Source organism: Xanthomonas nasturtii (assembly GCF_001660815.1).
Classification (GTDB): domain Bacteria; phylum Pseudomonadota; class Gammaproteobacteria; order Xanthomonadales; family Xanthomonadaceae; genus Xanthomonas; species Xanthomonas nasturtii.
In genome coordinates this window covers 52491-76382 of sequence record NZ_LYMI01000017.1, presented here as the reverse complement: position 1 = coordinate 76382, position 23892 = coordinate 52491, and the positions used below count along the sequence as shown (strand labels likewise).

Sequence of the window (23892 nt, the reverse complement as noted above, 5' to 3'; positions counted from 1 at the left end):
TTGACGCCGCTTCGTTTCGACCCGAAGGTTTTCTGCGAAGCGAGCCGGCCATATTAGCAGGCTTTTCATCCTCGTCAACCCCTCGTGAAGAGGAAGTTGCCGCCGCTGCACCTCAATCCGCCGTAGCGTCTTTCCGTGTAGCGAGCCGCCCATCATAGCCGGCTTTTCCGTTTCGTCAACACCTTGTGATGTTTCCGATTCGCCTCGTTCGTTGTTGCGGTGCTTCAAGAAGCGCCGCCGTCCAGAGCGAGGCCGCGCAGTTTATCGAGACTGTCGAGAAGTGCAAGCACTTTTTGACACTGACATGACACGGCCCGCACTGCGTCTGGAGACGGTGCCGATTGCACATGCCCATGCGCCCTTTACGGCAGCGTTGCTGCTCTCTAGCTGGAGCAGATCCCTGCCTGGATCAGAAACCTGCCTGCAGAGTTCCTTCTTATGGATGCGGTGCTGCGGTATCGATCGTTGGCGTGCTCGGTGAGAATGCATGCATTCGATCGAGCGATCCTCATGCCTGCTTCCCGCAGTCTGTTCCGCGACCTGTCCCTGCCTGCGATTGCCGCCGGCTTTGTCACCGTACTGGTGGGGTTTGCCAGTTCTGCGGTGATCGTCTTCGAGGCGGCGCGGCATCTGGGGGCCGATCAGGCGCAGGTCGCTTCGTGGATGTGGGCGCTGGGCATCGGCATGGGCGTGACCTGTATCGGCTTGTCGCTGCGCTACCGCGTCCCGGTGGTGACGGCCTGGTCCACGCCAGGTGCGGCGATGTTGATCGGCAGTGCTGCGGGGGTGCCGCTGCGTGAGGCGGTCGGTGCGTTCGTGTTGGCTGCGGTGTTGGGAATTGTGGCCGGGTTTTCGGGGCTGTTCGAGCGGGCGATCCGGCGTATCCCGATGTCACTTGCCTCGGGACTGCTGGCCGGGGTGTTGCTGCGCTTTGGCCTGGACCTGTTCGTGGCGATGCAAACCCAGGTGCTGCTGGCGCTGGCGATGCTGGTCACCTATCTGTGCGGGCGGCGCTGGTTTGCGCGCTATGCGGTGATTGCGACCTTGTTGGTGGGCATTGCGATCGCTGCCAGCCTCGGGCTGCTGCATCCGGGGACAGTGCATCTGGAATTGGCCCGTCCGGTACTGGTGGTGCCGTCGCTGTCGTGGGCGGCGCTGTTCGGTCTGGCGATTCCGTTGTTCGTGGTGACCATGGCCTCGCAGAACGTCCCGGGCGTGGCGGTGATCCGGGCGTCCGGCTATGCGGTGCCGATTTCGCCGACGATCGGCTGGATCGGTGCGGTCAATACGGTGCTGGCACCGTTCGGTGGCTTTGCGTTGAACCTGGCGGCGATTACCGCGGCGATCTGCATGGGCCGCGAAGCGCACGAAGATCCGGCACGGCGCTACACCGCTGCAGTGAGCGCAGGGGTGTTCTATGTGGTGATCGGCTTGTTCGGTGCGACCGTGGCGGCGGTGTTTGCGGCCTTCCCTCGTGAGCTGGTGATGGCCATTGCCGGGATCGCCCTGTTGAGCACCATCGGCAATAGCCTGGCGGTGGCCCTGCGCGAGGATAACGAGCGCGAAGCGGCGCTGATCACCTTTCTGGTAACCGCCTCCGGACTGACGCTGGGTGGGATCGGCGCTTCGTTCTGGGGGCTGGTGGCCGGAACGATCACGTTGTTGGTGTTGCGGCCGAAAACGGTGGCATAGCGCATAGCCGCTGTGCGTTGAGTAAGGGGTGGCAGGCGCCTGCGGCTGGGCTGCGATGCCGCGCGGCAACAAAGGAAGGCAGGCAGTCCGCCACGGCCATGACGATGAATGCGACGGTACTTATTCCGGGTCGCGCAATTGCAGCAGCCAGTGCGCAGTCACGCCGCTGGGGCTGGGCAAGGGTTCGAGATGAAACTGGCGATAGACCGGCAAGCCGTCCCGGGTCCGCAGCGGCAAGGTGACGTAGGCCGCGCGGCCTTGGCGTAGCGCTTCCTGCAGGACGTCCACCTTGGCGGCGGCCGCGTCGTTGGCCAGCAAGGTGACGATGTCGCAGCCGATCAGGTCGGCAACTTCGGACTGGCTGAGCTCGGCGAACGCCGGGTTGACGAACATCAGCCGGTGCGCAGCGGTGGCGCCGCGTTCGATGATGGCCACGCCGTCGCGCAGCCGCGACAGCGAGGCTTCCAGCAAGGTGAAGTCCTGCTGGAAGCGCTTGCGCTCCATCAGTTCGATCAGCACGCGCAGGCTGCGCGCCGACTCCAGATGCAGCGGCGACCAACGCCGCGCGCGGCCGCGCACGGTCTGCTGCCACAGGTCGAAGCTCTTGCGCGGCGACAGGCGCGAATTGGGAATGTCCTGCAACTTCGCCAGCTGCGGGTTGCCGGCCCATTTGACCTGCTGCACCTGTTCGCGACGTGTCCACAGCAGGGCGCTGCGCGATTGCGGCATCAGCGGGACGAAGATGAAACCGGCCGCCAATGGCGCGAGGTCGGCCAGCTCCGGAAACATCTCGCCGATGGCATCCACATGCAGGGCGCCGACCGCATCCTCGCGCAGCGCGTCGTGGTGCTTGGATTCGAGATGGTCGCGGATGCGCCGCAGCGCTGCGACATCGGGCGTGCTGCCGTGGCGGCTGATCTCTTCGCCATGGAACACCGCCACGCCGTCGGCGTCGACCACGTCCATCAGGTCCGGCGCCATGTCGGCGAGCATGTCCACGGTGAGGTGTTCGGCGTCGTTGAAATCGGTGATCAGTTTTTCGCGGATGGTGAGCAGCACCGATTCCAGCCGCGCACGCGTCACCGCCTGCAGCGCACCGATGCGCCCGGCCAGCGCGCGCGTGACCGCATCGGTGGCATCGCGCATGGCATGGCTGGTGAAATGCGGGCTGTAGTGGTGACAGGAAATCAGCCCCCACAACGCGTCGTTGACCACGATCGACGACACCAGGGTGGCGCTGACACCCATGTTGGCCAGGTATTCCAGATGCACCGGCGAGACGCTGCGCAGGCTGACATCGCTCAGGTCCACCGGCGTGCCCAGGCGCGGGTGCAGGGTGGGTTCGATCGGCGAGGGCTGATACCGCACATCGGCGATCTGGCGCACGCGGTTGCGCAGGTACAGCGCGCGCGCCTGCGCGGGGATATCGCTGGCCGGGTAATGCAGGCCGAGATAGGCCTCCAGCTCGGGCTGGCGCGCTTCGGCGATGACATCGCCGTTCCACTCTTCGTCGAAGCGGTAAATCATCACCCGATCAAAGCCGATCATGCTGCGCAGGCCCTTGGCCGCGCGCACCGCCGCTTCTTCGATGCCCGAATCGCGCTCGATGCTGCGCACCAGCGGCAGCGCTTCGCGCAGGGTGACATCCATCAGGCGCGCATCGCGCGGTTCGATTTCGATCAGCCACTGCTCCGGATACAGATGCCAGGCGGCGACCCAGGGGTGCGCGGTGGGCGCACTGCGCTGCGGGAAGCGCACCTCCACGTGCAGCAGGTGCTGCGGTTGATCGTCCACCGCGCAGGGTTGTGCATCGGGCACCTCCAGCACCTGGGTGTAGGGCATGCCCAGCAAGGCGTGCATCGGCACGCCGAGCAGCTCGGCGGCGGTGCTGCTGGCCTGCACGATGCGGCCGTCGGCCGGTTCGATCACCAGCAACACGCCGTAGGGCTGGATCAGGCCGGGGATGTGGATCGGCTCACGCGCGCAGACATCCATATCCAGGGGTTCGGTGGGCTGATTCACGGGTGCGGCTCCGCTGCAAGGCAGGTGTGGAAGTGGGCAAACATGGCCAGCGCGCCGTCGATGGCGGCGCCGCGCGCGGATGCGGTGTCGAGACGTCGATCCAGCACCGCCTGAAAGCGGCGCCAGCCGGCCGGGTCGTCGTCGGCCAGTTCGAAATAACCCAAAGCGCCGGCCAGATCGGGCTGCTGCTTGCGCAGGCTGCGCGCGATGACCCGCCCGCCCAGTTGCGCGCCTTCGATGACATACAACATGCCCCAGCGCGCGGCATCGTCGGCGATCGCAGGCAGCGCGGCAGGCAGGTCCGGTTGCTGGCCGAGCGCGCGCAGATCCTCGCGCAGGGCAGGCACGCGGCGGCGGTAGTGCCAGCCGTTGCCGACCAGGGTGGTGAGCCAGTCGCTGAGGTGCTCTTCGAAGCCGGTCAGCAAGGCGTGGTGGCGACGCAGAATCTGCGCATAGGCAGCCGAACCAATCTGCCCCTGCGCCAGCGCCTGCATCAGCGGGACCGCCTCGACCAGGCGATGGGCGTCCTGGGTGGCATGGCGCAGCGCGAGCGCGGCCGATGGCGGAACTGCCAGCGCGTCAGAAGACATAAGGGCTCAAGGCAGTGCCGCGGCACGAAGGACACCAGCCTAGCAGCGCCCGCGCAAATCAGAAAAAGCGGACGCGAGCGCAAGCTGAATAGGTTGGCATCATGCCTGCGCTGCGGGCGTGGTGCCGGCGCCCCGCCCTGCCCGTTTCCAGGCCATGCCCCAGCCTGCGGCAAGCAGCAAACCAGCTAGCAACCACGGCGCGCCGGGAAGGTGCAGCGGCGCACCGCTGCCGATAAACCAGGCGAACACGTTGGCGAACAGCAACGGGCCGGCGATGCCGGCCAGGCTGACCAGACTGGTGAGCGCGCCCTGCACGCGGCCTTGCGCGTCGGCGCCGACGTCGCGGGTGATCAGGGCCTGCGCAGCCGGCGCGGCGATGGCCCACAACGCACTGATCGGCACACCGATCAGGAACGTGGTGCCGCTGTCGGCCAGCCCATAGATGACAAAGCCGATCACCCCGCAGCCCAGCCCCAGCATTAAGGCGCGGCGTTCGCCAAGCCAGCGCACCAGGCGGCCGACCAGCAATGCATTGACGATGATGCTGCACACGCCAACCCCGGCCAGCACCCAGCTCACTTCGCGCGGGCCCCAGTGATATTGGTAGCCGGCGAACAGCACGAAGATGCTGGGATAGACGTAGTGCGCCAGGTTGGCCAGGAACACCACCGAGGCCAGGCCGAACACCTGCGGGTAGCGGCGCAGCAGCTTGAGCGCGCCGAGCGGATTGGCGTGCGTCCACTCCAGCCGCGCGGTGCGACGTTCGGCAGGCAACGATTCGGGCAACACGAACCAGCCGTACAGCACGTTCAACAAGGCCAGCCCAGCAGCGAACCAGAACGGCCAACGCAGCCCGATGCTACCCAGCCAGCCGCCGATCAATGGGCCGGCGACAAAGCCAATGCCGAACGCGGCGCCGAGCATGCCGAACGCGCCGGCGCGTTTCTCGGCAGGGGTGACGTCGGCGATGTAGGCGTTGGCAGTGGAAAAGCTGGCCGAGCACATGCCGGAGATCACCCGCGCCAGCAGCAGCATCGGCAGGCTGTGGGCGATGGCCATCAGGATGAAATCCAGCCCCAGCCCCAGGCACGACAGCAGGATCACCGGTCGGCGGCCGAAGCGATCGGACAAGGCACCCTGCAGCGGCGAACAGACGAACTGGATGGCGGCGAACAGGAAGCCGAACCAGCCGATCCAGCCGGCGGCCACCACGTAGTCGCCGCCGGTGAAATGCCGCACCAGATCCGGGAGCACCGGAATGATCACGCCGAACGACAGCACGTCGATCAGCACGGTGATGAAGATGAAGATCAGCGCGGCGCGGCGGCGCAACGGGGCGTGAGCGGAATCGGCGGGGAGAGACATCGCGCGGCCCAGGGTGGCGAGGTGGGGAGTTTAGCTGCGGATTGGATCGGATCTGTGTGGGTGACGGCGTGGGAGTGTGATGCGCAGGAGTAGTGTGGTCGGTGCGCTGGGCTGGACTGAACTAGGCCGCAGCAGATGTGCGCGTGATCGATCTGCGGAGATCGCTTGGGCCTGATGGAGCTGTGCGGATCGGGTTTGAGCGATTTGATACGTGGAGTGAGATTGCAGCCGATTTTTTATCTGGAAGTCGTGCTGGAGGTGCAGGTGCTTTGGGCGGGAGTCGTTGCTGAAACCGTACCCTCATCCGCCCTTCGGGCACCTTCTCCCGGTGGGAGAAGGGAGTGGTTGTGCAATGCGCTTTGCGTGCCCCTTCGCCTGCCCGCCTGCCGGTAACCCGGTTCCTGCCGTCGATCCCGCCCGCAGACACATTGAAGACGCTGGTGCGTTCGGCTGGAGTTATTGCTGAAACCGTACCCTCGTCCGCCCTTCGGGCACCTTCTCTTTCGGGAAAAGGGAGTGGGTGGCGAGATGCGTTTGCATGCCCCTCTCCCGTCGGGAGAGGGGGTGGGGTGAGGGTACGGAAGCTGCGTGTGGTGATGCTGAGCGCCCATCCCTATGGTTAGGCTGCGCTGCTCATCTAAACCTTCGCCCGTCTGAGTTGCTCATCCAAACCTTGGCCGGTCTGAGGTCTGCTGACTTTCGCCCGCCGCATTCTTCGAGCAGGTTGCAGTCCAAGACATGCGCGGCGCTCAGAAAGAGCGCGCTTGATCGCGACGCCTGCGCCGAATCGAATGGAGAGCGCATCACTACGCAGCATCCATTGACCAGCCGCAGCCCGTAAACGCTCTGCGCGCCGGGCTGGGTGGGCCTGCGCCTCGCCAGCCGTAGCAGCGACCCCGGATTATTCGACGCTGATGGTCTGGGTCAGGGTGTGGCTGGCGCCGGGGGCGAGTTCGATCACGTCCGGGCCGGCGTTGGCCGCTTCCAGGCAGACGTAGTCGCGCCAGCCCTCGCCCACGTCGGCCATCTTCTTGCCGGCCTCTTCGCCCGGGTTCCAGGCCACCAACGAACGGCTGCCTTCGGTGGCGATGACGATGCGGCGGCCGAGTACCGGGTCGGTGAGGGTGTAGCGGCCACCTGCATTGGTGTAGATGCGGTCGCTGCGGCCGGGGTCGCGTGGGTCGCGCAGGCTCCAGTCGCCTTGCTGGCGGTGGGCGGTGGCGTAGTTCTCGTATTTATCGAGGTAATCCAGCCCGTCCAGGCCCTGCACGCTGACCTTGAGCGCATCGCCAACGCGGAAATAGTTGTGCAGCGCCTGGGTGAACCGCACCGCGGCGGCGCTGGTGTTTTCGGTAATCAGGCGTTGCTCCAGCGTGCGGCCGATGCGCAGCGTCATGCGCAGGCGCAGCGCCAGGTCGTCGAAGCGCGGCGGGGTGAGCGTCAGCACCACGGTGCCGTCGTCTTCGCGGCGGCTTTCGGTAAGTTGCCACGCCACCGTGCGCACGAAGCCGTGGGCGGGCACATCGCCGGTCTGGTCCTGGCGGCCGAAATACGGCCAGCACACCGGCGCGCCGCCGCGGATCGGGGTGGGCGGTTGCTGGGCGGTGGGCGACAGCCACATCACGTCCTGCCCGCCCTTGGGCACGAATGACAGCAGCTGGCCGCCGAACAGGCTGATGGCGGCGGTGGAGAACGGGGTGTCGATCAGCAGCGACGGAAAGCCGTGGAAATCGCCTGTGGTCAGGCCGGTGGTGTCGGACATGGGGGATGCCTTGTGGACGATGGGGGATTGGGCGAAGGCGGGGTACGCGGCCGGCAGCCTGAACGCGGTGGCGCGCACTGCAGCGGCGCCGGTGAGCGCTGGGGCGGCACGCAGCGCGGTGAGGATGCGCTGGCCGGGCCGGCCGTCGGCCGGTTGCAGGCCCAGGCGGGTCTGTTCGACCTGGATGGCGCGGCGGGTGGCGCTGCCGACCATGCCGTCGGCTTCGCCGATCTGATGACCGCGGGCGAGCAGCAACTGCTGCAGCTCGCGCCGTTCCGGGCGGCCCAGGCCGGGATCGTCGGTGGGCCAGGCAGCGACCAGGCCGGGGCCGCCGCGCAGGCGGTCGGCCAGCAGGGCGATCGACAGCGCGTAACTTTCCGCGGCGTTGTAGGCGTAGATCGCATCGTAGTTGCGGAACACCAGGAAGGCCGGGCCGGTGGCGCCGGCCGGCAGCAGCAAGGCGGCGGGGGTCTCGGCCGGCAGCCCGCTGGGGGCGAGCGGTTTGCCATCGGTGCCGAGCAGGCCGGCGTTTTGCCAGGCCCGCAGTGGCTGGCGGCGGGTGCGGCCGGCCTTGCTGGCGTCGAAGCCGCGCGGTAGCGTGACTTCCATTCCCCACGGGCGGGCACGCTCCCAGCCGGCCTTGACCAGATAGTTGGCGGTGGAGGCCAGTGCGTCGGGAATGCTGGCAACCAGATCGCGGCGGCCGTCACCATCGCCATCCACCGCGATGCGGGCATAGGTTGACGGCATGAACTGGGTCTGCCCGAACGCGCCGGCCCAGGAGCCGGTGAGCCCATCGGCGGACAGATCGCCTTGCTGCAGCAGGCCGAGCAAGGCGAGCAATTCGCCACGGAAGAACGGCTGGCGGCGGCCTTCGCACGACAGCGTGGCCAGCGACACCAGTAACGGGCGCTTGCCGGTGACGCGGCCGTAGTCGCTCTCCACGCCCCATACCGCCACGATGGTGGCCGGGTCCACGCCGGTCTGTTCGGACAGGCGGGTCAGCAGCGCGCGGTGGGTGACCAGCATGGCCTGGCCGTCGGTGACGCGCTGGCTGTCGACCAGGCTGGCCAGGTAATCCCAGATCGGTGTGGTGAATTCGGGCTGGGCATCCAGCAGCGGCAGCACGCTGGTATCGGGCGCAAGGCCAGTGGTGAAGCGCTGGAAGCTGGCGGCATCCACGCCCTTGGCGGCAGCCTGGGTCTGCAGGCCGGCCAGGCAGCGATCGAAGGCCGGATCGGCACAGGCAGCCAGCGGCAGCAGTCCGATAAATAACGGCAGTGCGCGCCGGGGCAGCGTCATGGCGCGGTGGCCGGCGGATGGGCGGACGTCATGCGATGGAGCGCTCCTGCGCAACTGGTCGAGCTGCCGAGCATAGCCAACCTGGCTGGTTGCAGGCGTGCAGGTGGTCGCGAGGAGGATGCGTCGCGAGGTGGAGCCCGCTGCAGTCGGTGCCGCTGGTAGTGCGGTTGGCCCGACGGGCCTAGCTGCCGTCGCCGGTGATCCCGGTCAGCAGCGACAGGGCCGGCGTCGATGCGGCGCCATCGGCCATCCGGCGCGTGCGGGCACGGCGCGGGGCATCGTGGCGCGGGCCGAAGCGAATCAGCGCAGTGGCCACGCAGGCAGGTAGCACAATCGCGAACACGACTGCCGCCAGGAACACCCATTGCCAGAGATTGAAGCTTGCCATGATCCGAGTCCCACCCCGCGGCGGAGTTCGCCGGCGCGGCAAGCTTCCGGGATCGGCTGCGAACGTGGCGTCGACAAACGGCGGGGCTGGGTGCCGTTTGTCGGGCTGAACCGGCTTTCTGGGCTGCGCATTGGAGTGCAGACGGGTCGGTTGCCTGCGCGCGGGTGCAGACGCGGTTGGGGTTGCTTGGGCTGCGGTAGCAACTGGGCCGGGTCGTGCTCAGCGCGCGTCGAGGTAGTACCAGTGGCGGGCTTCGCGCACGAAACGGCTGTGTTCGGTCATGCGCACCGCGCTGCCGCCACCGATGCGATAGCGCGCCAGAAAGATCACTTCGGCGGTGTCGGGGCCGGTCGCGAGGACGCGCTGCACGGTCAGGCCAAGCCAGGTGGTGCGCCCGCCTTCGTCCAGCGACAGCTCCGGTGGGCGCGTGGACGGATGCCAGCTGGCCAGCAGGTAGGCGGTATCGCGGCGCACATAGGCGCTGTAGCGGGCGCGCATCAGGGTCTCGGCGTCGGGCGCGGCGCCGCCGGCGTGGTAAGGGCCGCAGCACTGCGTGTAGTTGGCGGGGCGGCCGCAGGGACAGGGATCGGTGGGTGTAGGGGTTGGCATGCGGGGATTGTGCGGGATGGCATTGGGGATTGGGGCGTTGTCAACAGCCTTTTATCGAACAACACGAGGGCTTGGCCCCGTACCCTCACCCCAACCCCTCTCCCGCGGGAGAGGGGCTTTGGATGCCGTGATCTGATGCTGCACCGTCTCCGTTGGCGTGTGCGTGGGTGACACGGGGCAGGCATCGGCTCGCTACTGCTGATGCTGATACTGCAACTCCCGACGCGGCTACACCTGCCGCGATTGCGTTAGCTTTTACTGCGGCGCGCGACCTCGGTGCACTGGCTATGCTGTCGCCCCCGTTGCGTGGAGCGTGGCCTTGCTGGAATTGATTCCCACCGAATTGCCCTGGCTGCTGTGCATCGCATTCGTTGCCGGGCTGGTGGATGCGGCGGTGGGTGGCGGTGGGTTGATCCAGTTGCCGGGCCTGTTTGCGACGCTGCCGCAGCAGGCGCCGTCGCTGATTCTGGGCACCAACAAGTTCAGCGCGATGTTCGGCACCGGTGCGTCGGCGTGGCGGTATGCGCGCAACGTGCGCTTTCCGTGGCGGCCGGTGCTGTATGCAACGGTGGCGGCGTTCACGTTTTCATTTCTGGGCGCGACCGCCGTCAGCCTGATGCCCAAGCAGGCGGTGCGGCCGCTGATCCTGATGCTGCTGATCGCGATGTTGATCTACACGCTGATCAAGAAGGACTTCGGCGCGCTGCATCGGCCACGCCAGATCGGCCGGCGCGAACTGGCCACCGCAGTGGCGATGGGCGCGGCCATCGGGTTCTACGACGGATTCTTCGGCCCGGGCACGGGCAGCTTTCTGATCTTCCTGTTCATCCGCTTTTTCGGGCTGGACTTCCTGCGCGCTTCGGCGGCGGCCAAGGTGGTGAACCTGGCCACCAATCTGGCAGCGCTGTCGTTCTTTTTGCCCAACGGGCAGGTGATGCTGGCGATCGGTATCCCGATGGCGGTGGCGAACGTGGCCGGCGCGGTGGCCGGCACGCGGATGGCGTTGCGCGGTGGCACGCCGTTGATCCGCAAATTATTCCTGGTGCTGGTGATCGTGCTGATCGGCAAGATGGGCGGGGATCTGCTGCGCTGAGGGACCGACGCGTCTGCGGCTACCGCAGGGTTGGCGCAGTCAGCGCAGCCTGCATGCGCGGCCAGGCGTAGCTCCAGTCGATACGTTCCTGCTCCAGCCTGGGTGCGGCGCCGAAACGGCCATCGCGCAGGCCGGTATAGAGCGCCTGCTCATCGGCCGTCAGCGCGGCCAGGCGTTGCGCACGGTGCGGCCGTGGTTCGTGGCCCCACAGCGCGCGAGGGGTGGCGTGCAAGGTGGCTTCATCCATCAACACGGCACGGGTCTGCGGGGCATGCATGCGGAGCCGATGCAGGATCGCCAGGCCATGGGTGTCGATGTCACCCCAATAGAACAGTGGCATTTCGCGCAGCCAGCCGACGCTGCGCACATAATCGAGCGCGTAACCTCGGGCCATCAGCACTGCGGTCCCTGGCAAGAATTCGCAGGCCAGGCCGGTCTCGAGATTTTCGACGATCAGCATGCGCGTGATCGGCAAGCGCAGCGCGGCCAGTTGGTCGATCGGCACGGTCAGATCGTTCAAGCCGCCGAGCTGGACGCATAACGCCGGGTCGAGCAGGCGCAGGCGCACGCGGTCGGGCGCCTTGAGCAAGCCGGACAGGCTGTCGAAGCTGCGCGGTTCGGTCAGTCCGCGCAGCCCGGCCAGCCAGTCGGCGATGATGCCGCGATGGGCATGCACCCATTTGCTGTCGATGCCGGCGATCGGCAGCTGACGCAGGAACAGGCCGCTGTCGCGGTGACGGTGCAGCCAGTCGACGACATCGGCCATCCGCTCGATCTCGGTCTGCGCGCCGTCGGCCAGCAGATCGAACTGGCGACGCAGACGCGCGGCCAGGCCGACGGCGTCCGGCCAACGCCGCAGCAGGCTGGCGCAACGTGCGCTGGCACGCTGCCAGCGCTCATGTTCCTGCAGCGCGGCGGCGGCCTCGGCCGGGGTAGCGCACACCCAGGTCTGCGGCAGCTGTTGCGGCCCCAATTGCGGCCAGGACACGTGCCGCATCTCCACGCGCCCCGGCAGCCCGGCGCGCTGCCAGGCCCGCAACCACGCGCCGAAGGCGTCGAACCGTGCACTGGCCTGGGCCTGGGTGGGGGGATGCAGTGCGATCGGCCGCGGCGCGGCAGCGCCGATCAGCCAGTCGCCACGGTGGCGTTGCCATTGCCCGCGCAGGGCCTGCAGCGCGGCAGGCGGCAGCAGCATGCAGTGAGCGCGGGCCATCGGCTCACCCCTGCCCGGCAACCGCATCGGTGGCATCGGCGCCGCTGCGGGTGCGCTCGGGCAACCTGAGCCGGCGCGACTGCTCGTCGTATTCGATCAGCAGCACCCCCGAATCGTGACGGCCGCTGATCTCTACGAAACAGGCGCCGCCGATGAACGGCTCCAACGTCATCACCGATTTCAAGGGCGTGGCCACCACCATCTGAAAGCCGAAATTTTCGAAGATGTTCATCGCCAGCGCAGTGAATTCGTTATCGGCCTTGTCGAAGGCTTCGTCCAGCACCACGGCTGCATAGCGCGGCAGTTCTCCGTCTTCGCCGCCGAGCTGGTAACGCAGCGCGGCGGCCAGGCAGGTCGTTGCCAGCTTCTGGCGCTGACCGCCGGACTTGCCGGCGCCGCTGCGGTAGATTTCCACCTGTTGCCGCGTGGCCGCGTCCAGTTCGACGCCGACGAATTCGACATGCAGGCGGACGTCCAGCACCAGCTCGCGCCAACGCTTGTCTTCGCCCTCCTGCGAGCCGAGTTTGCCCACCAGCTGGCGCAGCACGGAAAATTGCTGTTCGGCCACCTCGCGCTGTTCGGTCTGGTGGTGGCCGAGCACATCGCGCAGGCGTTGATGGAATTCGATCACCTCCGGCAGGCGGCGGTCGCTCAATTCGATGGTCAGCAAGGTGCCGTGATTGAACGGCACCTGTTCCAGGCTGGCATTGACCTCGTCCAGGCGCTGGGCGATCGATTTGCGCGCCTCGGCGGTATGCCGTTGCAAGGCGAGCAGGTTGTTCTTGCTCTGGCTTTGCAGCAGATCGAAGAAACGTGCCTCGTGCTGCGGCAGGCCATCGCGTTCCAGCCGCTGCAGGCGGGCGAGGAAATCGTCGGCGCCTTCCAGGGTCGGGCTCAGATCGCCGCTGTCTTCGGGCCATTGCTGGCAATAGCGGCGGAAGCAGCCGAGCAGCAGTTGCTCGAGGCGGGTGAGTTCGTCCTTGCTGAGCGCCAGCTGCGCATCCAGGCCGCGTTCGAGATGACGGAAGCGCTCCTGCAACGTGTCCAGGCTCACCTCGCCGAGCGTCTGCAGGCGCTCGGCCAGACCCTGCTGCTGTAACGGCGTCACTACGCGTGCGTTTGCATCTGCGCATTCCAGATGCTGTTTTTCCAGGCGGGTGCGCTCGGCGCCCAGCGTGATCCGCTCGGTGCGCACGCCCTCGAAGGTACGCGTGGCCTGCACGATGTCGGTGCGGGTGCGATCGATCGCCTCGCCCAGCGCGCGCAGGTTGGCATCGCCTTCGCGCAGTTGCTGCAGCGTGTCGGCGATCTGGCTCAACCGCTGCAGCGAGGCGGCCACATCGATTTCTTCCCAGCTCAGATTGACCAGGGTGTTGTAGGCCAGGCGGCGCGTCCCGTCGCGCTCGCGCTGTGCGCGCAGACCGGCCACCTCGGCATCGCAGTTGGCGATGCGCTGCGCCAGCTCCTGACCTTCGCGTTCGAACAGCGCCAGCTTGTCGCGGTTGTCGAAACCCAGCAACCAGCGGCGGCGGTCGCCGACGGCATGACGATCGTCTTTTTCGTAGCGCTCGCCCGGATGCTTGACCTGGCCCTCGCGCGTGATGGCGCGCTCGGCGTGGCGCAAGGCCTTGGCGTTGTCCACGCAGTCGTAATCGAAGCGTTTGCCCAGCTCGCGGCGCAGCCAGCCGGCGAAGGCATGCTCGCGCAGCTGCAACTTGTGCAGCAACGAGGCGGCGCCGGGTTCGCGCCCGCTCAGCGCCGGCTCGTTGCCACGCACGCGGTAATACACCAGCCGCGTGCCCAGGTGGGTGCGGTTGACCCAGTCGGCGACCTCGGCGTAATGCCGCTCGTCCACCAACAACGATTGCGCAAACCCATGCAGTACGCGTTCGATGGCGCCGCGCCAGGCCGACGCGTCGTCGCGCACCTGGGTCAGCTCGCCGACGAACGGCAGCGCCGCCTCGGGCACGCCGGTGTCGGCGCTCAGGCGCGCGCGCAGGCTCTGCATCGGGGCGGGGATATTGGAAGGATTGCGGGTCAGCGCCTCGATTTCCGCACGCACTTCGGCAAAGCGTTTGCTGTCCTCGTGCTTGCCGGCCAGGCGTTCGCTGATGGCTTCATCGAGCGCGGCGGCGGCACGTTGGCCGTCTTCCAGCGCCACGCGTGCCTGGGCGGTCTGTTCGGCAAAGCCATGCGCGCTGCCGGCCAGTGCCTGTTGCAGTGCGCGGCAGGCCTGCTCGGCCTGCGCACGCTTGGCGGCACGGCGGTCGCGCTCGGCCTGCAGCTGGGTCTGTTCGCGCTCCAGCGCATCGATGCGTTCGCCGCCCTGGGCGCGGCGCTGCGCCTCCAGGTCGTCCAGATGGCGGGTGTGGTTGTCCAGGGCCGCCCGGCGTTGGCCCTCTTCGCCGGCCAGCCCACGGTCCTGCACGTCCAGTTCCTGCAGCCGTGCATCCAGCAGTGCGAGCCGGCGCTGTTCGCGATAGGCATCGATGCCGAGTTTGAGTTCTTCCAGTTCGCTGCGCTGGCGGCGCAGCTGCAGCAGCTCGGCGTGGTGGGCGCGGGCAGGCAGCAGGGTTTCCACCTGGCGACGCGCGGTCACCACCGCATGGTGGGCGCCATCGAGTTCGGCGAAGTCGCCGACCAGGCGTTCGGCCGCATCGAAGGTCTTGGGTTCTTCCAACATGAAACCGCGCAGGAAGGCGTTGAGATCGCCCAGATTCTTCGCCGATTGGGTCTTGTGCAGCAGGCGCAGCGCCATCTCGTTGTGGATGCCCAGCTGGTGGCGGAAGCGTTCGGCGTAGCCGGCGAAACTGTCGAAGTGGTGCACGTCCTGCAGGCGCTGCTTGAGCTTGCGCAGATCCAGATCGAAGCCGGCCAGATCCTGCGCCACATCGAAGGCGCGCTCGGCCACCATGTAGTGCTTGCGGACATCACCGGTGGCCGCGCTGCTGCCGGCGATCCAGAACAGCCGCACCAGGCTGACCACGCGGTCTTCGCCGTTGCGGTATTCCAGCACCAGTGCGGTCCAGGTGGCGCCCTTGCGCAGATATTGCGTGGCGATTTCGCCGGAGGCGCTGTCCTGCTGGTCGGCCCAGGCGCCGCGCACGTACGACACCAGGTTGCGGTCGCGGCCGCTGCGCTCGGCCTCGCGCGCGGCGGCGTTGAAGTCGACGATGCTGGGCGGGGTGAGCAGTGCCGACATCGCGTCCAGCAAGGTGGATTTACCCGAGCCGGAGCGGCCGACGAACAGAAAGCCGCGTTCGGCGATCGGCACTTCGGTCAGGCCGGAAAACGTGCCCCAGTTGTAGACCTGCAGACGCCGCATGCGAAATTGCTGCAGACGCGGGTCGGGCAGGTCGTTGCCGAACAGGCTGGAAGAGGCGGCGGAAGTCATCAGTTACTGTCCAGAATGTGCAAAAAAAAGCGCCGGCGGGTGCTGTAGCGACTCGGCACCCGCAGCGCTAGGTGCGCGCGGTCGGCGCGTCGGTGTCGGTGTCTGCCGGGCCTTCGCGCAGTTGGCGATAGACCTGCCCCAGCGCCGCGACATCTTCGGCCGAGAACAGCAGCTTGAGTGCGGGCGACACTTCATAGCGCGCCTCGTCGCCGCGCAACCGGGTGAGCACGTGGTTGTCCTTCATCTTCTGCACCGCCGTGGCCACCCGGCGCAGGAAGCCGGCGCGGTCGGTGGAGAGATTCTTTTCGTACACGGCCAATGCATCGCTCAGCTCTGCGTCTTCCACCACCGCACGCACGCCGCGCGCGTCGGCGTCGGCGTCGGCCAGTTGCTGACGCAGATGCAGCAGCAGCACCGAGTCGATGAAGGTCAGCGGCGAGGAACGCAGCAGCACCGGGGCGTCCAGCTCGCCGGTGTCCGCCTGGCGGGTGAAGGCGATGCCGGCCTCGCGATCGAGCACCAGCTCAAGGAATAGCTCGGCCAGGGCGCTGCGGATTACCGCCTCGCTCCGCAGCAAGGCCGGCCACAGGCGGCCATGCCGCTGTGCGTCCACGCTGGGGCCGCTGAGCAACTGGCACAGCGCCCGCCGCGCCTCGATCGACAGCTGCCCGGTGTCGCCCGGAAACAGGCCGTTGGCCGGCGTCGGTGACGGATCGGCCAGCGCGGTAGCGGTGGCGTCGGCGTCGATCTCGTCCGGATCATGTCCGTGGTCATGGTCGTGCTCAGGCCAGTTCATGGCGTTTCTCCCGGGTAAACCAGATCAACGGAATGCGCGCGCGACGCCATTGGCCGTCGCTGCCGCGCCAGTGCGCCAGTTCGAACTGGTCGGCGTCGACCACGCCGTGACGCGTGCCTAGCGACAGATAGCCGATGACGCTGCCCAGCCCCTGCGTGGCCTGGCGCTGCTCCAGTGCCTGGGCGATGGAAACCTGCGGCCGGGCGTCAAGCAGCTCGAACAGATCGCGGCGCAGGCTGCGGAAGTCGATCTCCGACTGCGCGACCAGATCGCCCACGCTGTCCAGCGAGATGGCCGCTGCCTCGTTACGCTGGATGTTGCCATCGACCTGCTGCTGGCGCGGGTCGTGCAGGCGCCATTGCGCCAGCGAGCGCAGCCGGCTGGTGGTCAGCATCAGATCGCGGCCGATCAGGCGCTGCGCCGGTACGTGCTCGCGCAGGCTGAGCGCATCGGCCTGCGCCTGCTTGAGCAGGCGGTTGAGCCGGCGCTGTTCCAGGTAACCGCGGCTCTGCACGAAGCCGCGCAGGCTGCGCGCGAAATGCTGCATGACATCGTGCACCTGCCCGCCGCGCTCGAGCATGGTGCCGGTGAGCCCGCGCAGAAAGCTGCGTTCGCGCCGGTCCAGCTTGCGCGCGAAGGCACGCCCCAGCACGGTCTCCAGGGCCGCGTCCAGCTGCGCGCTCTGTTCAGCGTCGTTGAGCAGCGCCCAGAATGCCTGAAAGCTGCGTCCTGCGTCGCTGTCACCGATCACGTCCACGCCTTCGAACAGCCGGGTCAGCACGTCGCCGCGCTCGCCCTCGTCGTCGATGATGCGTTCGCGAAACTGCCGGTTGAGCTGCTCGAAATCGTCGCGCACGCGGCGGAAGTCTTCGGTCAGTTCATCGGCCAGCGCAATCACCTGGCGGGTGCGTTCCAGTGCGCGCTTGCCGTCCAGCGAGGCAACTTTGCCGGCGGCCACCCGCGCGATCTCCGCATCGATGCGGTCGCGCTCGTCACGCAGCGCCGACAGGCGTGCATCCGGGTTGGTCTCGGTCAGGGCGGCCAACTGGGCCAGCTGCTGCATCACCAACGCCAGCCGGCTCTCGGTCGCCGCGCCACGGCTGTGCTCCAGCCCATCGACGAAGCGGATCGCCTGCGCGGCCTGGGTGGACAGCTCGAATTGCTCTTGCTGCGCGCCCTCGGGCAGATGACGCTCCAGCCAGCCCTGTGCCAGCCAATGCGCCACATAGGCCTGCGCGGTGCGCGGCAGGTCGCGTGCAAGCTGTTCGGCGTTGAGTTCGTCGAGCATGCGCTGCAGGCGTTCGTGCAGGACCGCCGCCGGGAGCAGGCGCTCACCGTCCAGCAGCAGCGACTGCAGCAGGCCGATCACTTCCGGCGCGTGGTCGGCGGCCAGCAGCTTCCACAACGGGCTCTCACGCAGGCTGCGATAGCGGACGATCCGGACGAGATGTTTCATGCCGCTATGCTGACGCTCACGTCGAGCCACAGCAAATACCGCCCCTCAACGCCCGGCAGCGGTGATGCGCGAAGGGCGTACCGGCGTCCGCGGGCCAACATCAGCGGTGCTCCCGACCATGCTCCGAACGCCCGTGGCCAGACGTTACACCGCGACCGCGCAACGGCTGCCTCAACGCTTGCCGCCCACTTCGAGGAACTGCAGGAATTCGGCGCGGGTGCGCGCGTCTTCGCGGAAGCTGCCCAGCATCTTGGAAGTGACCATGCTGACGCCGCGCTTGTGGATGCCGCGGGTGGTCATGCACTCGTGTGCGCCTTCCACCACCACGCCCACGCCGCGCGGTTGCAGCACGTCCTGGATGCACTGGGCGATCTGCGCGGTCATCTTTTCCTGCACCTGGAAGCGCCGCGCGTAGCTTTCCACCACGCGGGCGAGCTTGCTGATGCCCACGACCTTGCCGCGCGGCAGATAACCCACATGCACCTTGCCGATGATCGGCGCCATGTGGTGCTCGCAATGGCTTTCGTAGGAGATGTCGCGCAGCACGATCAGCTCGTCGTAGCCGGCCACTTCCTCGAAGGTGCGTTCCAGGTATTCGCGCGGTTCTTCGCGGTAGCCGCTGAACCAGTCGCCATAGGCTTCGGCCACCCGGCGCGGGGTGTCCAGCAGGCCTTCGCGCGTGGGATCTTCGCCGGCCCAGCGCAGCAGGGTGCGCACGGCCTCTTCGGCCTGGGTCTGGGTCACGGAGGAATCGGGCTGGTCGGACTGGCTCATGCGCAGGTGCACCCAAAGGGGGCGAGCATGGTACCTGAGGACTGCCCGGCCGCCCCAGTGGCGGTTGCGTCGGCTTGCGCGGGTTCAGTGACTATTGATTCATTTGTGAATTGATAGCATCCTATCTATCATGTCGAACAACACGCTCTCCCCACGCGCTCAGCTCAGTTCCGGCCTGCTGGTGGCCGCCCGCCAATGGCAGCGCTTGGCCGACCAGGCGTTTGCCGAGTTCGGGCTGTCCAGCGCCTGCACCGGGCCGTTGCTGATGATCGGCCGCTCCGACGGCGGCATCCGCCAGGTGGCGCTGGCCCAGCGATTGGGCATGGAAGGCCCCTCACTGGTGCGGCTACTGGACAAGCTGGCCGCACAGGCGCTGGTGCGCCGCGAAGCCGACAGCAGCGACCGCCGTGCCAATCAGCTGTGGCTCACCGATGCAGGCCAGGCGCTGGCCGGGCGTATCGAAATCCGCCTGGATGCGTTGCGCGCCGAGGTGTTCGGCACGCTCGGCGATGCCGACGTGCAGGTGGTACTGACCCTGTGGGAGCAGATCGCGCAGGCGCACGCGCGGCTGAGCCAGCCCGACTGAGTCGGGTGTCAGGCGTCGCCCTGCAGCGCCGCTTGTGAGTTGCGGACGGCATGGCGCGCACTGCGCGCTGCCCGGACGCAGGTGTTTCCCATTGCCCAGGATGTGCCCGATGTACGGCGAATTCAGTCTTTACGGGGTGTTCGTGCCCACCTTGCTGGCGTTGATGACGCTGGCCTACCTGCTCAATAGCGCGCTCGCCGCGCTGCTGACCCGCGCCGGCGCGTATCGCTACATCTGGCACCCGGCGCTGTTCAACCTGGCGCTGTACATCGCGCTGCTGGGCGGCCTGTTTTTCCTTACCCGTTGGATGCACTCGTGAAAAAGTTGATCAAGACCGCGGGGCCGGCGCTGCTGACCCTGGCAATGGTGGTGGTGGCCGCGTTGGTGTTGCAGCACCTGTGGCGCTATTACATGGAGGCGCCGTGGACACGCGATGCGCACGTGGGCGCCGATGTGGTGCAGGTGGCGCCGGATGTCTCCGGGTTGGTGGAGTCGGTGGCGGTGGCCGACAACCAGGCCGTCAAGCGCGGGCAGTTGCTGTTCGTGGTGGACCGCGCGCGCTATGCGATTGCGCTGGAACAGGCGCGTGCCGCGCTGGCCGAGCGCCAGGCCACGCTGCGCCAGTTGCGCCGCGAGAGTGCGCGCGATCGCAGCCTGCAGGACCTGGTCGCCGCCGAAGATGCGGAAGTGCGCCGTTCGAACGTGCAAAAGGCGCAGGCCGCGGTGGCCACGGCGCAATCGGCGGTGGATCTGGCCCAGCTCAATCTGGACCGTACCGAGGTACGCAGCCCCGCCGATGGCCATGTCAGCGACCGCACCGTGCGCGTGGGCAACTACGTCAGCGCCGGGCGGCCGGTAGTGGCGGTGCTGGACACCGGCTCGTTCCGTGTCGATGGCTATTTCGAAGAGACCCGCCTGCACGGCGTGCACCCCGGCCAGCGCGTGGACGTGCAGCTGATGGGCGAGCCGGGCACCTTGCACGGGCACGTGCAGAGCATCGCCGCCGGGATCGAAGACCGCTACCGCAGCGGCAGCGCCGGCGCGCTACCCAATGTCACCCCGGCGTTCGACTGGGTGCGGCTGGCGCAGCGCATCCCGGTGCGCATCGTGCTGGACCGCGTGCCTGCGCAGGTGCAGTTGATCGCCGGGCGCACCGCCACGGTGAGCATCCTGCCTGACACCGCTCACGCGGCCCCGGCCGCTGCGCCTGCCCGTGTGCAGGCCAAGGCGGCGCCATGAAACGCGCCGTGTTTCGTCCACTGGGATTGGCTGCACTGCTGACCACGCTAAGTGCATGCAGCACGGTCGGCCCCAACTACGCGCTGCCGGACGATGCGGCCTACCAGCGGCCAGCCGCCAATGCGGCGTTTCTGGACAGCGGCAACGACCAGGTGCAGCCCGGCGCCGCGCTGCCGGCGCGTTGGTGGGCGCTGTATCAGGACCCGATGCTCGATGCCCTGGTCGAACAGGCCTTGCGTGACAACGTCGAGCTGAAGGTGGCCGGTGCCAACCTGCGCCGCGCCGCTGCGGTGTACGAACAGGCCATGGATGCCGGCGGTTTCGATTACGAGGTGGACGCCGGCGTCAGCCGCGCGCAGGTCTCGGCCGAGGCGTTCCTGCAGGAAGAAAAGCTGCCGGTGTTCAACCTGGCCGACGGCAAGTTCGGGGTGTCGTATCAGTTCGATCTGTTCGGCAAGCTGCAGCGCGGCGCCGAAGCCGCGCACGCCGATACCCGGGTGGCCCAGGCGGCGATCGATCTGGCCCGCGTCAACGTGGCCGCGCAGGTGGCCGGCAGTTACGTGGAGATCTGCCACGCCAACCACGCGCTGCAGGTGGCCGAGCATTCGCTGCAGTTGCAGCAGCGCAGCCGCCAGATCACCCAGCGGCTGATCGCCGCCGGCCGCGGCACACCGCCGGACCTGGCGCGTGCCACCGCCCAGGTGGCGATGCTGGAAGCTTCGCTGCCGCCATTGCGCGCGCGCCGCCAGGCGGCCGGTTACCAATTGGCCGCCCTGCTCGGCAAGACACCAGGCGAAGTACCGGCCGGTGTGGACAGTTGCGAGCACGCCCCTGCGTTGCAGCAGCCGATTCCGATCGGCGACGGGCGTGCGTTGCTGGCGCGTCGCCCGGATGTGCGCCAGGCCGAGCGCCGGCTCGCCGCCGCCACCGCGCGCATCGGCGTGGCCACTGCCGCGTTGTATCCGGACATCCGCCTGGGCGGTTCGATCGGTGCCACCGGCCTGCTGGCGGATTTCGGCGAGCCGGCCACGCATGCGTGGTCGTTCGGCCCGCTGATCTCCTGGACGCTGCCGTCCAGTGGTGCGCGTGCCCGCGTGCGCGCCACCGAAGCCGGCGCCGACGCGGCACTGGCGCAATTCGACAACACCGTGCTGCAGGCCTTGCGCGAAGTGCAGACCACGCTGTCGCGCTATGCGCAGGATCTGGACCGCCTGCACCTGCTGGAACAGGCGCAGCAACAGGCCGAACTCGCCTCGGCGCAGAACCGGCGGCTGTATCAGGGCGGGCGCACGCCATATCTGTCCAGCCTGGATGCCGAGCGCACGCTGGCCACCGCCGACATGACGCTGGCCAATGCGCAGGCGCAGGTGTCGCAGGACCAACTGCAGCTGTTTCTGGCACTCGGCGGCGGCTGGGATGCCGCTGCCGGGCGCAGCGACACTACGGCTGCGCGATGATCCCCTTGTTGCGCGATCGCCAGGCCTGGCTGTTTTCGGCCAAGACCTTCGCCGCCTCGATCGCGGCGCTGTACTTGGGGCTGGCCGGCAATCTGTCGCGGCCGTACTGGGCGATGGCCACCGTCTACATCGTCTCGCAACCGCTGCTCGGGCCCACCCGCGCCAAGGGCGTGTACCGCGTGCTCGGCACCTTGCTGGCCGGCGTAGCGACGTTGGTGATGCTGCCGAATCTGGTGGAAACGCCCTTGCTGCTGAGCGCGGCGATGGCGTTGTGGCTCTCGGCCTGCCTGTTCCTGGCGCTGCTCAATCGCGGCCCGCGCGCTTATGCATTTTTGCTGGCCGGCTACACCACCGCCTTCATCGGCTTTCCTGCGGTGACCGCGCCCGAAGGCATCTTCGACACCGTGGTGGCGCGCAGCGAAGAGATCGTCCTGGGCACGGTGATGGCGGTGTTGTTCGCCGCGCTGGTGTTCCCGGCCTCGGTCAAGCCGATGCTCACCGCACGCATCGGCAACTGGATGCAGGACGCGGCGCAGTGGTGCAGCCAGGTGCTGCAGCGCGGCCCGTCGCAGGCGCCGCGCAATCGGCTGGCCGCCGATCTGGTGCAGTTCGAGGCTTTGATCGCGTTCGTGCGCCACGACGACCCACGTCATGCCGGCGCCGTTCCCACGCTGGAACAGCTGCGCGCACGCATGCTGATGCTGCTGCCGGTGCTGTCGTCGATTGCCGACCGCATCGATGCGTTGCAGCGCGATGGCGCGGCGCACGCGTCGGCGCTTGCGGCGTTGCTGGACGATGTTGCTGCGTGGGTGGATCACGTGGACCACACTCGCATTGGCGATGCTGATGCCAAGGCTGATGCACTGCGTGCACGCATCGAGGCACTGCGCCCGGTGGTGGATCAGGACATCGACCACTTGTTACTGGCCAGCTTGCTGCTGCGCCTGCAGGAACTGCTCGACCTGTGGCAGGACTGCCGTGCATTGCAGCAGGCGCTGGTGCACGGCACGGCAATGCCGCTGCCGCATGCGGTGCAGGTTGCGTCTATAGAGCCGGCACCTGCCAGCACCACGCGGCACATCGATTTCGGCATGGCCGCGTTTTCCGCACTGAGCGCCGGGTTCGCGTTGATGGCGTATTGCGTGCTGTGGATCGGCATCGGTTGGGAAGGCGGCGGCAACGGGGCGATGATGGCGGCGGTGACTGCCGCGTTCTTCGCCGCCCAGGACGACCCTGCGCCAAGCATGCTGTCGTTCCTGACCTGGGCAGTGGTGGCCAGCGTGGTGGCCGGCATCTATCTGTTCGGCATCTTTCCGGCCATCCACGATTTCCCGATGCTGGTGTTGGTGCTGGCGGCGGTGTTCCTGCCGATCGGCGCGCTGCTGCATCGCCCCAAAAGCATGTTGATCGCACTGCCGCTGGTGGTGAACCTCACCGCGTTGCTGAGCCTGCAGAACACCTACAACGCCAACATCCAGAGCTTCGTCAACGCCGCAGTGGCGATGGTGCTGGGCATTGGATTTGCAGTGGTGCTGACGCGGGTGTTCCGCTCGGTCGGCGCCGAATGGAGCGCGCGTCGGTTGCTGCGCCAGGGCTGGCGCACGCTGGCCGACGCGGCCGAAGGACATGGCGCGCAGGATCGCCAACGGTTCGCGGCGCGCATGCTGGATCTGCTTGGTTTGCTCGCACCGCGGCTGGCGTTGACGCCGGAAGGCAGCGACCTGGCCTCGGTGGATATGCTCAACGAAGTGCGCGTGGGCTTGAACATCCTGCAACTGCGCAGCGCGCGGCATGGGTTGCCGCAGGCCAGCAAGGAGGCGGTGGACGCGATTTTGGCAGAGGTTGCCAAGCATTACCGTCAGCAGGTTGCGCACAAGCGTCCGTTGCCGGGCCCACATGCGCTGCGTGAGCGTCTGGATGTGTCGCTGGCGCGTGTGGGCAAGGTGCCAGCGGGCGCGCATCGCGATGACGCGCTACTGGGGTTGATCGGGCTGCGTTACAGCCTGTTTGCACAGACAGTGCAGCGGCGCGAAAACATCAAGCACGAGCCATCTGCGTTAGCCCCTCTCCCCTCGGGGCGATAAGGCACTGCTTGCGCGCCACTGGCGCGCGTGCCTTGGAGCGCCCGCGCCGCAAGCGCGGGCCGGGGCGCGG

19 protein-coding genes are annotated in these 23892 nt (G+C 67.6%); 7 read left to right on the top strand and 12 right to left on the bottom strand.

What is annotated here, in order from left to right; translation table 11 throughout:
- The coding region (locus A7D16_RS23890) for a hypothetical protein (protein WP_204377169.1) at window positions 1–228 on the bottom strand (228 nt) is incomplete at its 3' end.
- Between the two features lie 282 nt (window positions 229–510).
- On the opposite strand from A7D16_RS23890, the gene A7D16_RS08225 reads away from it, so the two are divergent.
- Entirely contained in the window at window positions 511–1692 is a 1182-nt protein-coding gene (locus tag A7D16_RS08225) for a benzoate/H(+) symporter BenE family transporter (RefSeq protein ID WP_064631577.1), read from the top strand.
- Between the two features lie 120 nt (window positions 1693–1812).
- Here the strand turns inward: A7D16_RS08225 and bphP are convergent, their stop codons facing one another.
- The 6 genes from bphP to A7D16_RS08195 all read right to left on the bottom strand — a co-directional run bounded on the left by bphP (window position 1813) and on the right by A7D16_RS08195 (window position 9730).
- A complete protein-coding gene (gene bphP, locus A7D16_RS08220) occupies window positions 1813–3714 on the bottom strand; it encodes a bacteriophytochrome BphP (RefSeq protein WP_064631570.1) in 1902 nt (633 codons plus the stop codon).
- Window positions 3711–4304, bottom strand: a complete 594-nt coding sequence (locus tag A7D16_RS08215; protein ID WP_064631568.1) for a biliverdin-producing heme oxygenase — start codon at window positions 4302–4304, stop codon at window positions 3711–3713. The genes bphP and A7D16_RS08215 overlap by 4 nt, the downstream gene beginning before the upstream one ends.
- A gap of 99 nt (window positions 4305–4403) precedes the next feature.
- Complete coding sequence (locus A7D16_RS08210) at window positions 4404–5669, bottom strand: TCR/Tet family MFS transporter (protein ID WP_064631566.1); 1266 nt, start codon at window positions 5667–5669, stop codon at window positions 4404–4406.
- 901 nt (window positions 5670–6570) lie between these two features.
- Window positions 6571–8733: a lytic murein transglycosylase gene (locus A7D16_RS08205; RefSeq protein ID WP_064631564.1), complete on the bottom strand. Its 2163-nt coding sequence runs from the start codon at window positions 8731–8733 to the stop codon at window positions 6571–6573.
- A 181-nt stretch (window positions 8734–8914) separates the two neighbouring features.
- Window positions 8915–9121, bottom strand: a complete 207-nt coding sequence (locus A7D16_RS08200) for a hypothetical protein (RefSeq protein ID WP_064631562.1) — start codon at window positions 9119–9121, stop codon at window positions 8915–8917.
- 219 nt (window positions 9122–9340) lie between these two features.
- Window positions 9341–9730, bottom strand: a complete 390-nt coding sequence (locus A7D16_RS08195; protein ID WP_064631560.1) for a YchJ family metal-binding protein — start codon at window positions 9728–9730, stop codon at window positions 9341–9343.
- A 313-nt stretch (window positions 9731–10043) separates the two neighbouring features.
- Between A7D16_RS08195 and A7D16_RS08190 the strand changes: the two genes are divergently transcribed.
- Window positions 10044–10823 carry a sulfite exporter TauE/SafE family protein gene (locus A7D16_RS08190; protein WP_064631558.1) on the top strand — a complete coding sequence of 260 codons (780 nt, stop codon included), beginning with the start codon at window positions 10044–10046 and terminating at the stop codon, window positions 10821–10823.
- Window positions 10824–10842: 19 nt separating this feature from the next.
- Here A7D16_RS08190 and A7D16_RS08185 read toward each other — a convergent pair whose 3' ends face one another.
- From A7D16_RS08185 to folE, 5 genes are all read right to left on the bottom strand, one after another.
- Entirely contained in the window at window positions 10843–12036 is a 1194-nt protein-coding gene (locus tag A7D16_RS08185; RefSeq protein WP_064631556.1) for a Wadjet anti-phage system protein JetD domain-containing protein, read from the bottom strand.
- Window positions 12037–12040: 4 nt separating this feature from the next.
- The gene (locus A7D16_RS08180; protein ID WP_374053783.1) at window positions 12041–15433 is read right to left on the bottom strand and encodes an ATP-binding protein; all 3393 of its coding nucleotides are present in this window, start codon (window positions 15431–15433) and stop codon (window positions 12041–12043) included.
- Between the two features lie 64 nt (window positions 15434–15497).
- Entirely contained in the window at window positions 15498–16226 is a 729-nt protein-coding gene (locus tag A7D16_RS08175; protein ID WP_064631552.1) for a DUF4194 domain-containing protein, read from the bottom strand.
- Window positions 16213–17682 (bottom strand): DUF3375 domain-containing protein, encoded by a 1470-nt coding sequence (locus A7D16_RS08170; RefSeq protein ID WP_064631550.1) that lies wholly within the window; start codon window positions 17680–17682, stop codon window positions 16213–16215. Before A7D16_RS08170 ends, A7D16_RS08175 begins: the two co-directional genes overlap by 14 nt.
- A gap of 171 nt (window positions 17683–17853) precedes the next feature.
- Window positions 17854–18456, bottom strand: a complete 603-nt coding sequence (gene folE, locus A7D16_RS08165) for a GTP cyclohydrolase I FolE (protein ID WP_064631548.1) — start codon at window positions 18454–18456, stop codon at window positions 17854–17856.
- A 130-nt stretch (window positions 18457–18586) separates the two neighbouring features.
- On the opposite strand from folE, the gene A7D16_RS08160 reads away from it, so the two are divergent.
- From A7D16_RS08160 to A7D16_RS08140, 5 genes are all read left to right on the top strand, one after another.
- Window positions 18587–19042: a MarR family winged helix-turn-helix transcriptional regulator gene (locus A7D16_RS08160; RefSeq protein WP_064631546.1), complete on the top strand. Its 456-nt coding sequence runs from the start codon at window positions 18587–18589 to the stop codon at window positions 19040–19042.
- A 100-nt stretch (window positions 19043–19142) separates the two neighbouring features.
- Window positions 19143–19361 carry a DUF1656 domain-containing protein gene (locus A7D16_RS08155; RefSeq protein ID WP_095522312.1) on the top strand — a complete coding sequence of 73 codons (219 nt, stop codon included), beginning with the start codon at window positions 19143–19145 and terminating at the stop codon, window positions 19359–19361.
- The gene (locus tag A7D16_RS08150) at window positions 19358–20281 is read left to right on the top strand and encodes an efflux RND transporter periplasmic adaptor subunit (protein ID WP_064631542.1); all 924 of its coding nucleotides are present in this window, start codon (window positions 19358–19360) and stop codon (window positions 20279–20281) included. Before A7D16_RS08155 ends, A7D16_RS08150 begins: the two co-directional genes overlap by 4 nt.
- Complete coding sequence (locus tag A7D16_RS08145) at window positions 20278–21738, top strand: efflux transporter outer membrane subunit (RefSeq protein ID WP_064631540.1); 1461 nt, start codon at window positions 20278–20280, stop codon at window positions 21736–21738. Before A7D16_RS08150 ends, A7D16_RS08145 begins: the two co-directional genes overlap by 4 nt.
- A complete protein-coding gene (locus tag A7D16_RS08140; RefSeq protein ID WP_064631538.1) occupies window positions 21735–23822 on the top strand; it encodes an FUSC family protein in 2088 nt (695 codons plus the stop codon). Before A7D16_RS08145 ends, A7D16_RS08140 begins: the two co-directional genes overlap by 4 nt.
- Window positions 23823–23892: the final 70 nt, after the last annotated feature.

What these genes read in the sequence shown, in the direction of transcription:
- A7D16_RS08155 (WP_095522312.1), top strand. Translation starts at nt 19,143, where the DNA reads ATGTGCCCGATGTACGGCGAATTCAGTCTTTACGGGGTGTTCGTGCCC.
- A7D16_RS08200 (WP_064631562.1), bottom strand. Translation starts at nt 9,121, where the DNA reads ATGGCAAGCTTCAATCTCTGGCAATGGGTGTTCCTGGCGGCAGTCGTG.
- A7D16_RS08215 (WP_064631568.1), bottom strand. Translation starts at nt 4,304, where the DNA reads ATGTCTTCTGACGCGCTGGCAGTTCCGCCATCGGCCGCGCTCGCGCTG.
- A7D16_RS08205 (WP_064631564.1), bottom strand. Translation starts at nt 8,733, where the DNA reads ATGACGCTGCCCCGGCGCGCACTGCCGTTATTTATCGGACTGCTGCCG.
- A7D16_RS08175 (WP_064631552.1), bottom strand. Translation starts at nt 16,226, where the DNA reads ATGAACTGGCCTGAGCACGACCATGACCACGGACATGATCCGGACGAG.
- A7D16_RS08140 (WP_064631538.1), top strand. Translation starts at nt 21,735, where the DNA reads ATGATCCCCTTGTTGCGCGATCGCCAGGCCTGGCTGTTTTCGGCCAAG.
- folE (WP_064631548.1), bottom strand. Translation starts at nt 18,456, where the DNA reads ATGAGCCAGTCCGACCAGCCCGATTCCTCCGTGACCCAGACCCAGGCC.
- A7D16_RS08195 (WP_064631560.1), bottom strand. Translation starts at nt 9,730, where the DNA reads ATGCCAACCCCTACACCCACCGATCCCTGTCCCTGCGGCCGCCCCGCC.
- A7D16_RS08210 (WP_064631566.1), bottom strand. Translation starts at nt 5,669, where the DNA reads ATGTCTCTCCCCGCCGATTCCGCTCACGCCCCGTTGCGCCGCCGCGCC.
- A7D16_RS08225 (WP_064631577.1), top strand. Translation starts at nt 511, where the DNA reads ATGCCTGCTTCCCGCAGTCTGTTCCGCGACCTGTCCCTGCCTGCGATT.
- A7D16_RS08160 (WP_064631546.1), top strand. Translation starts at nt 18,587, where the DNA reads ATGTCGAACAACACGCTCTCCCCACGCGCTCAGCTCAGTTCCGGCCTG.
- A7D16_RS08170 (WP_064631550.1), bottom strand. Translation starts at nt 17,682, where the DNA reads ATGAAACATCTCGTCCGGATCGTCCGCTATCGCAGCCTGCGTGAGAGC.
- A7D16_RS08185 (WP_064631556.1), bottom strand. Translation starts at nt 12,036, where the DNA reads ATGGCCCGCGCTCACTGCATGCTGCTGCCGCCTGCCGCGCTGCAGGCC.
- A7D16_RS08145 (WP_064631540.1), top strand. Translation starts at nt 20,278, where the DNA reads ATGAAACGCGCCGTGTTTCGTCCACTGGGATTGGCTGCACTGCTGACC.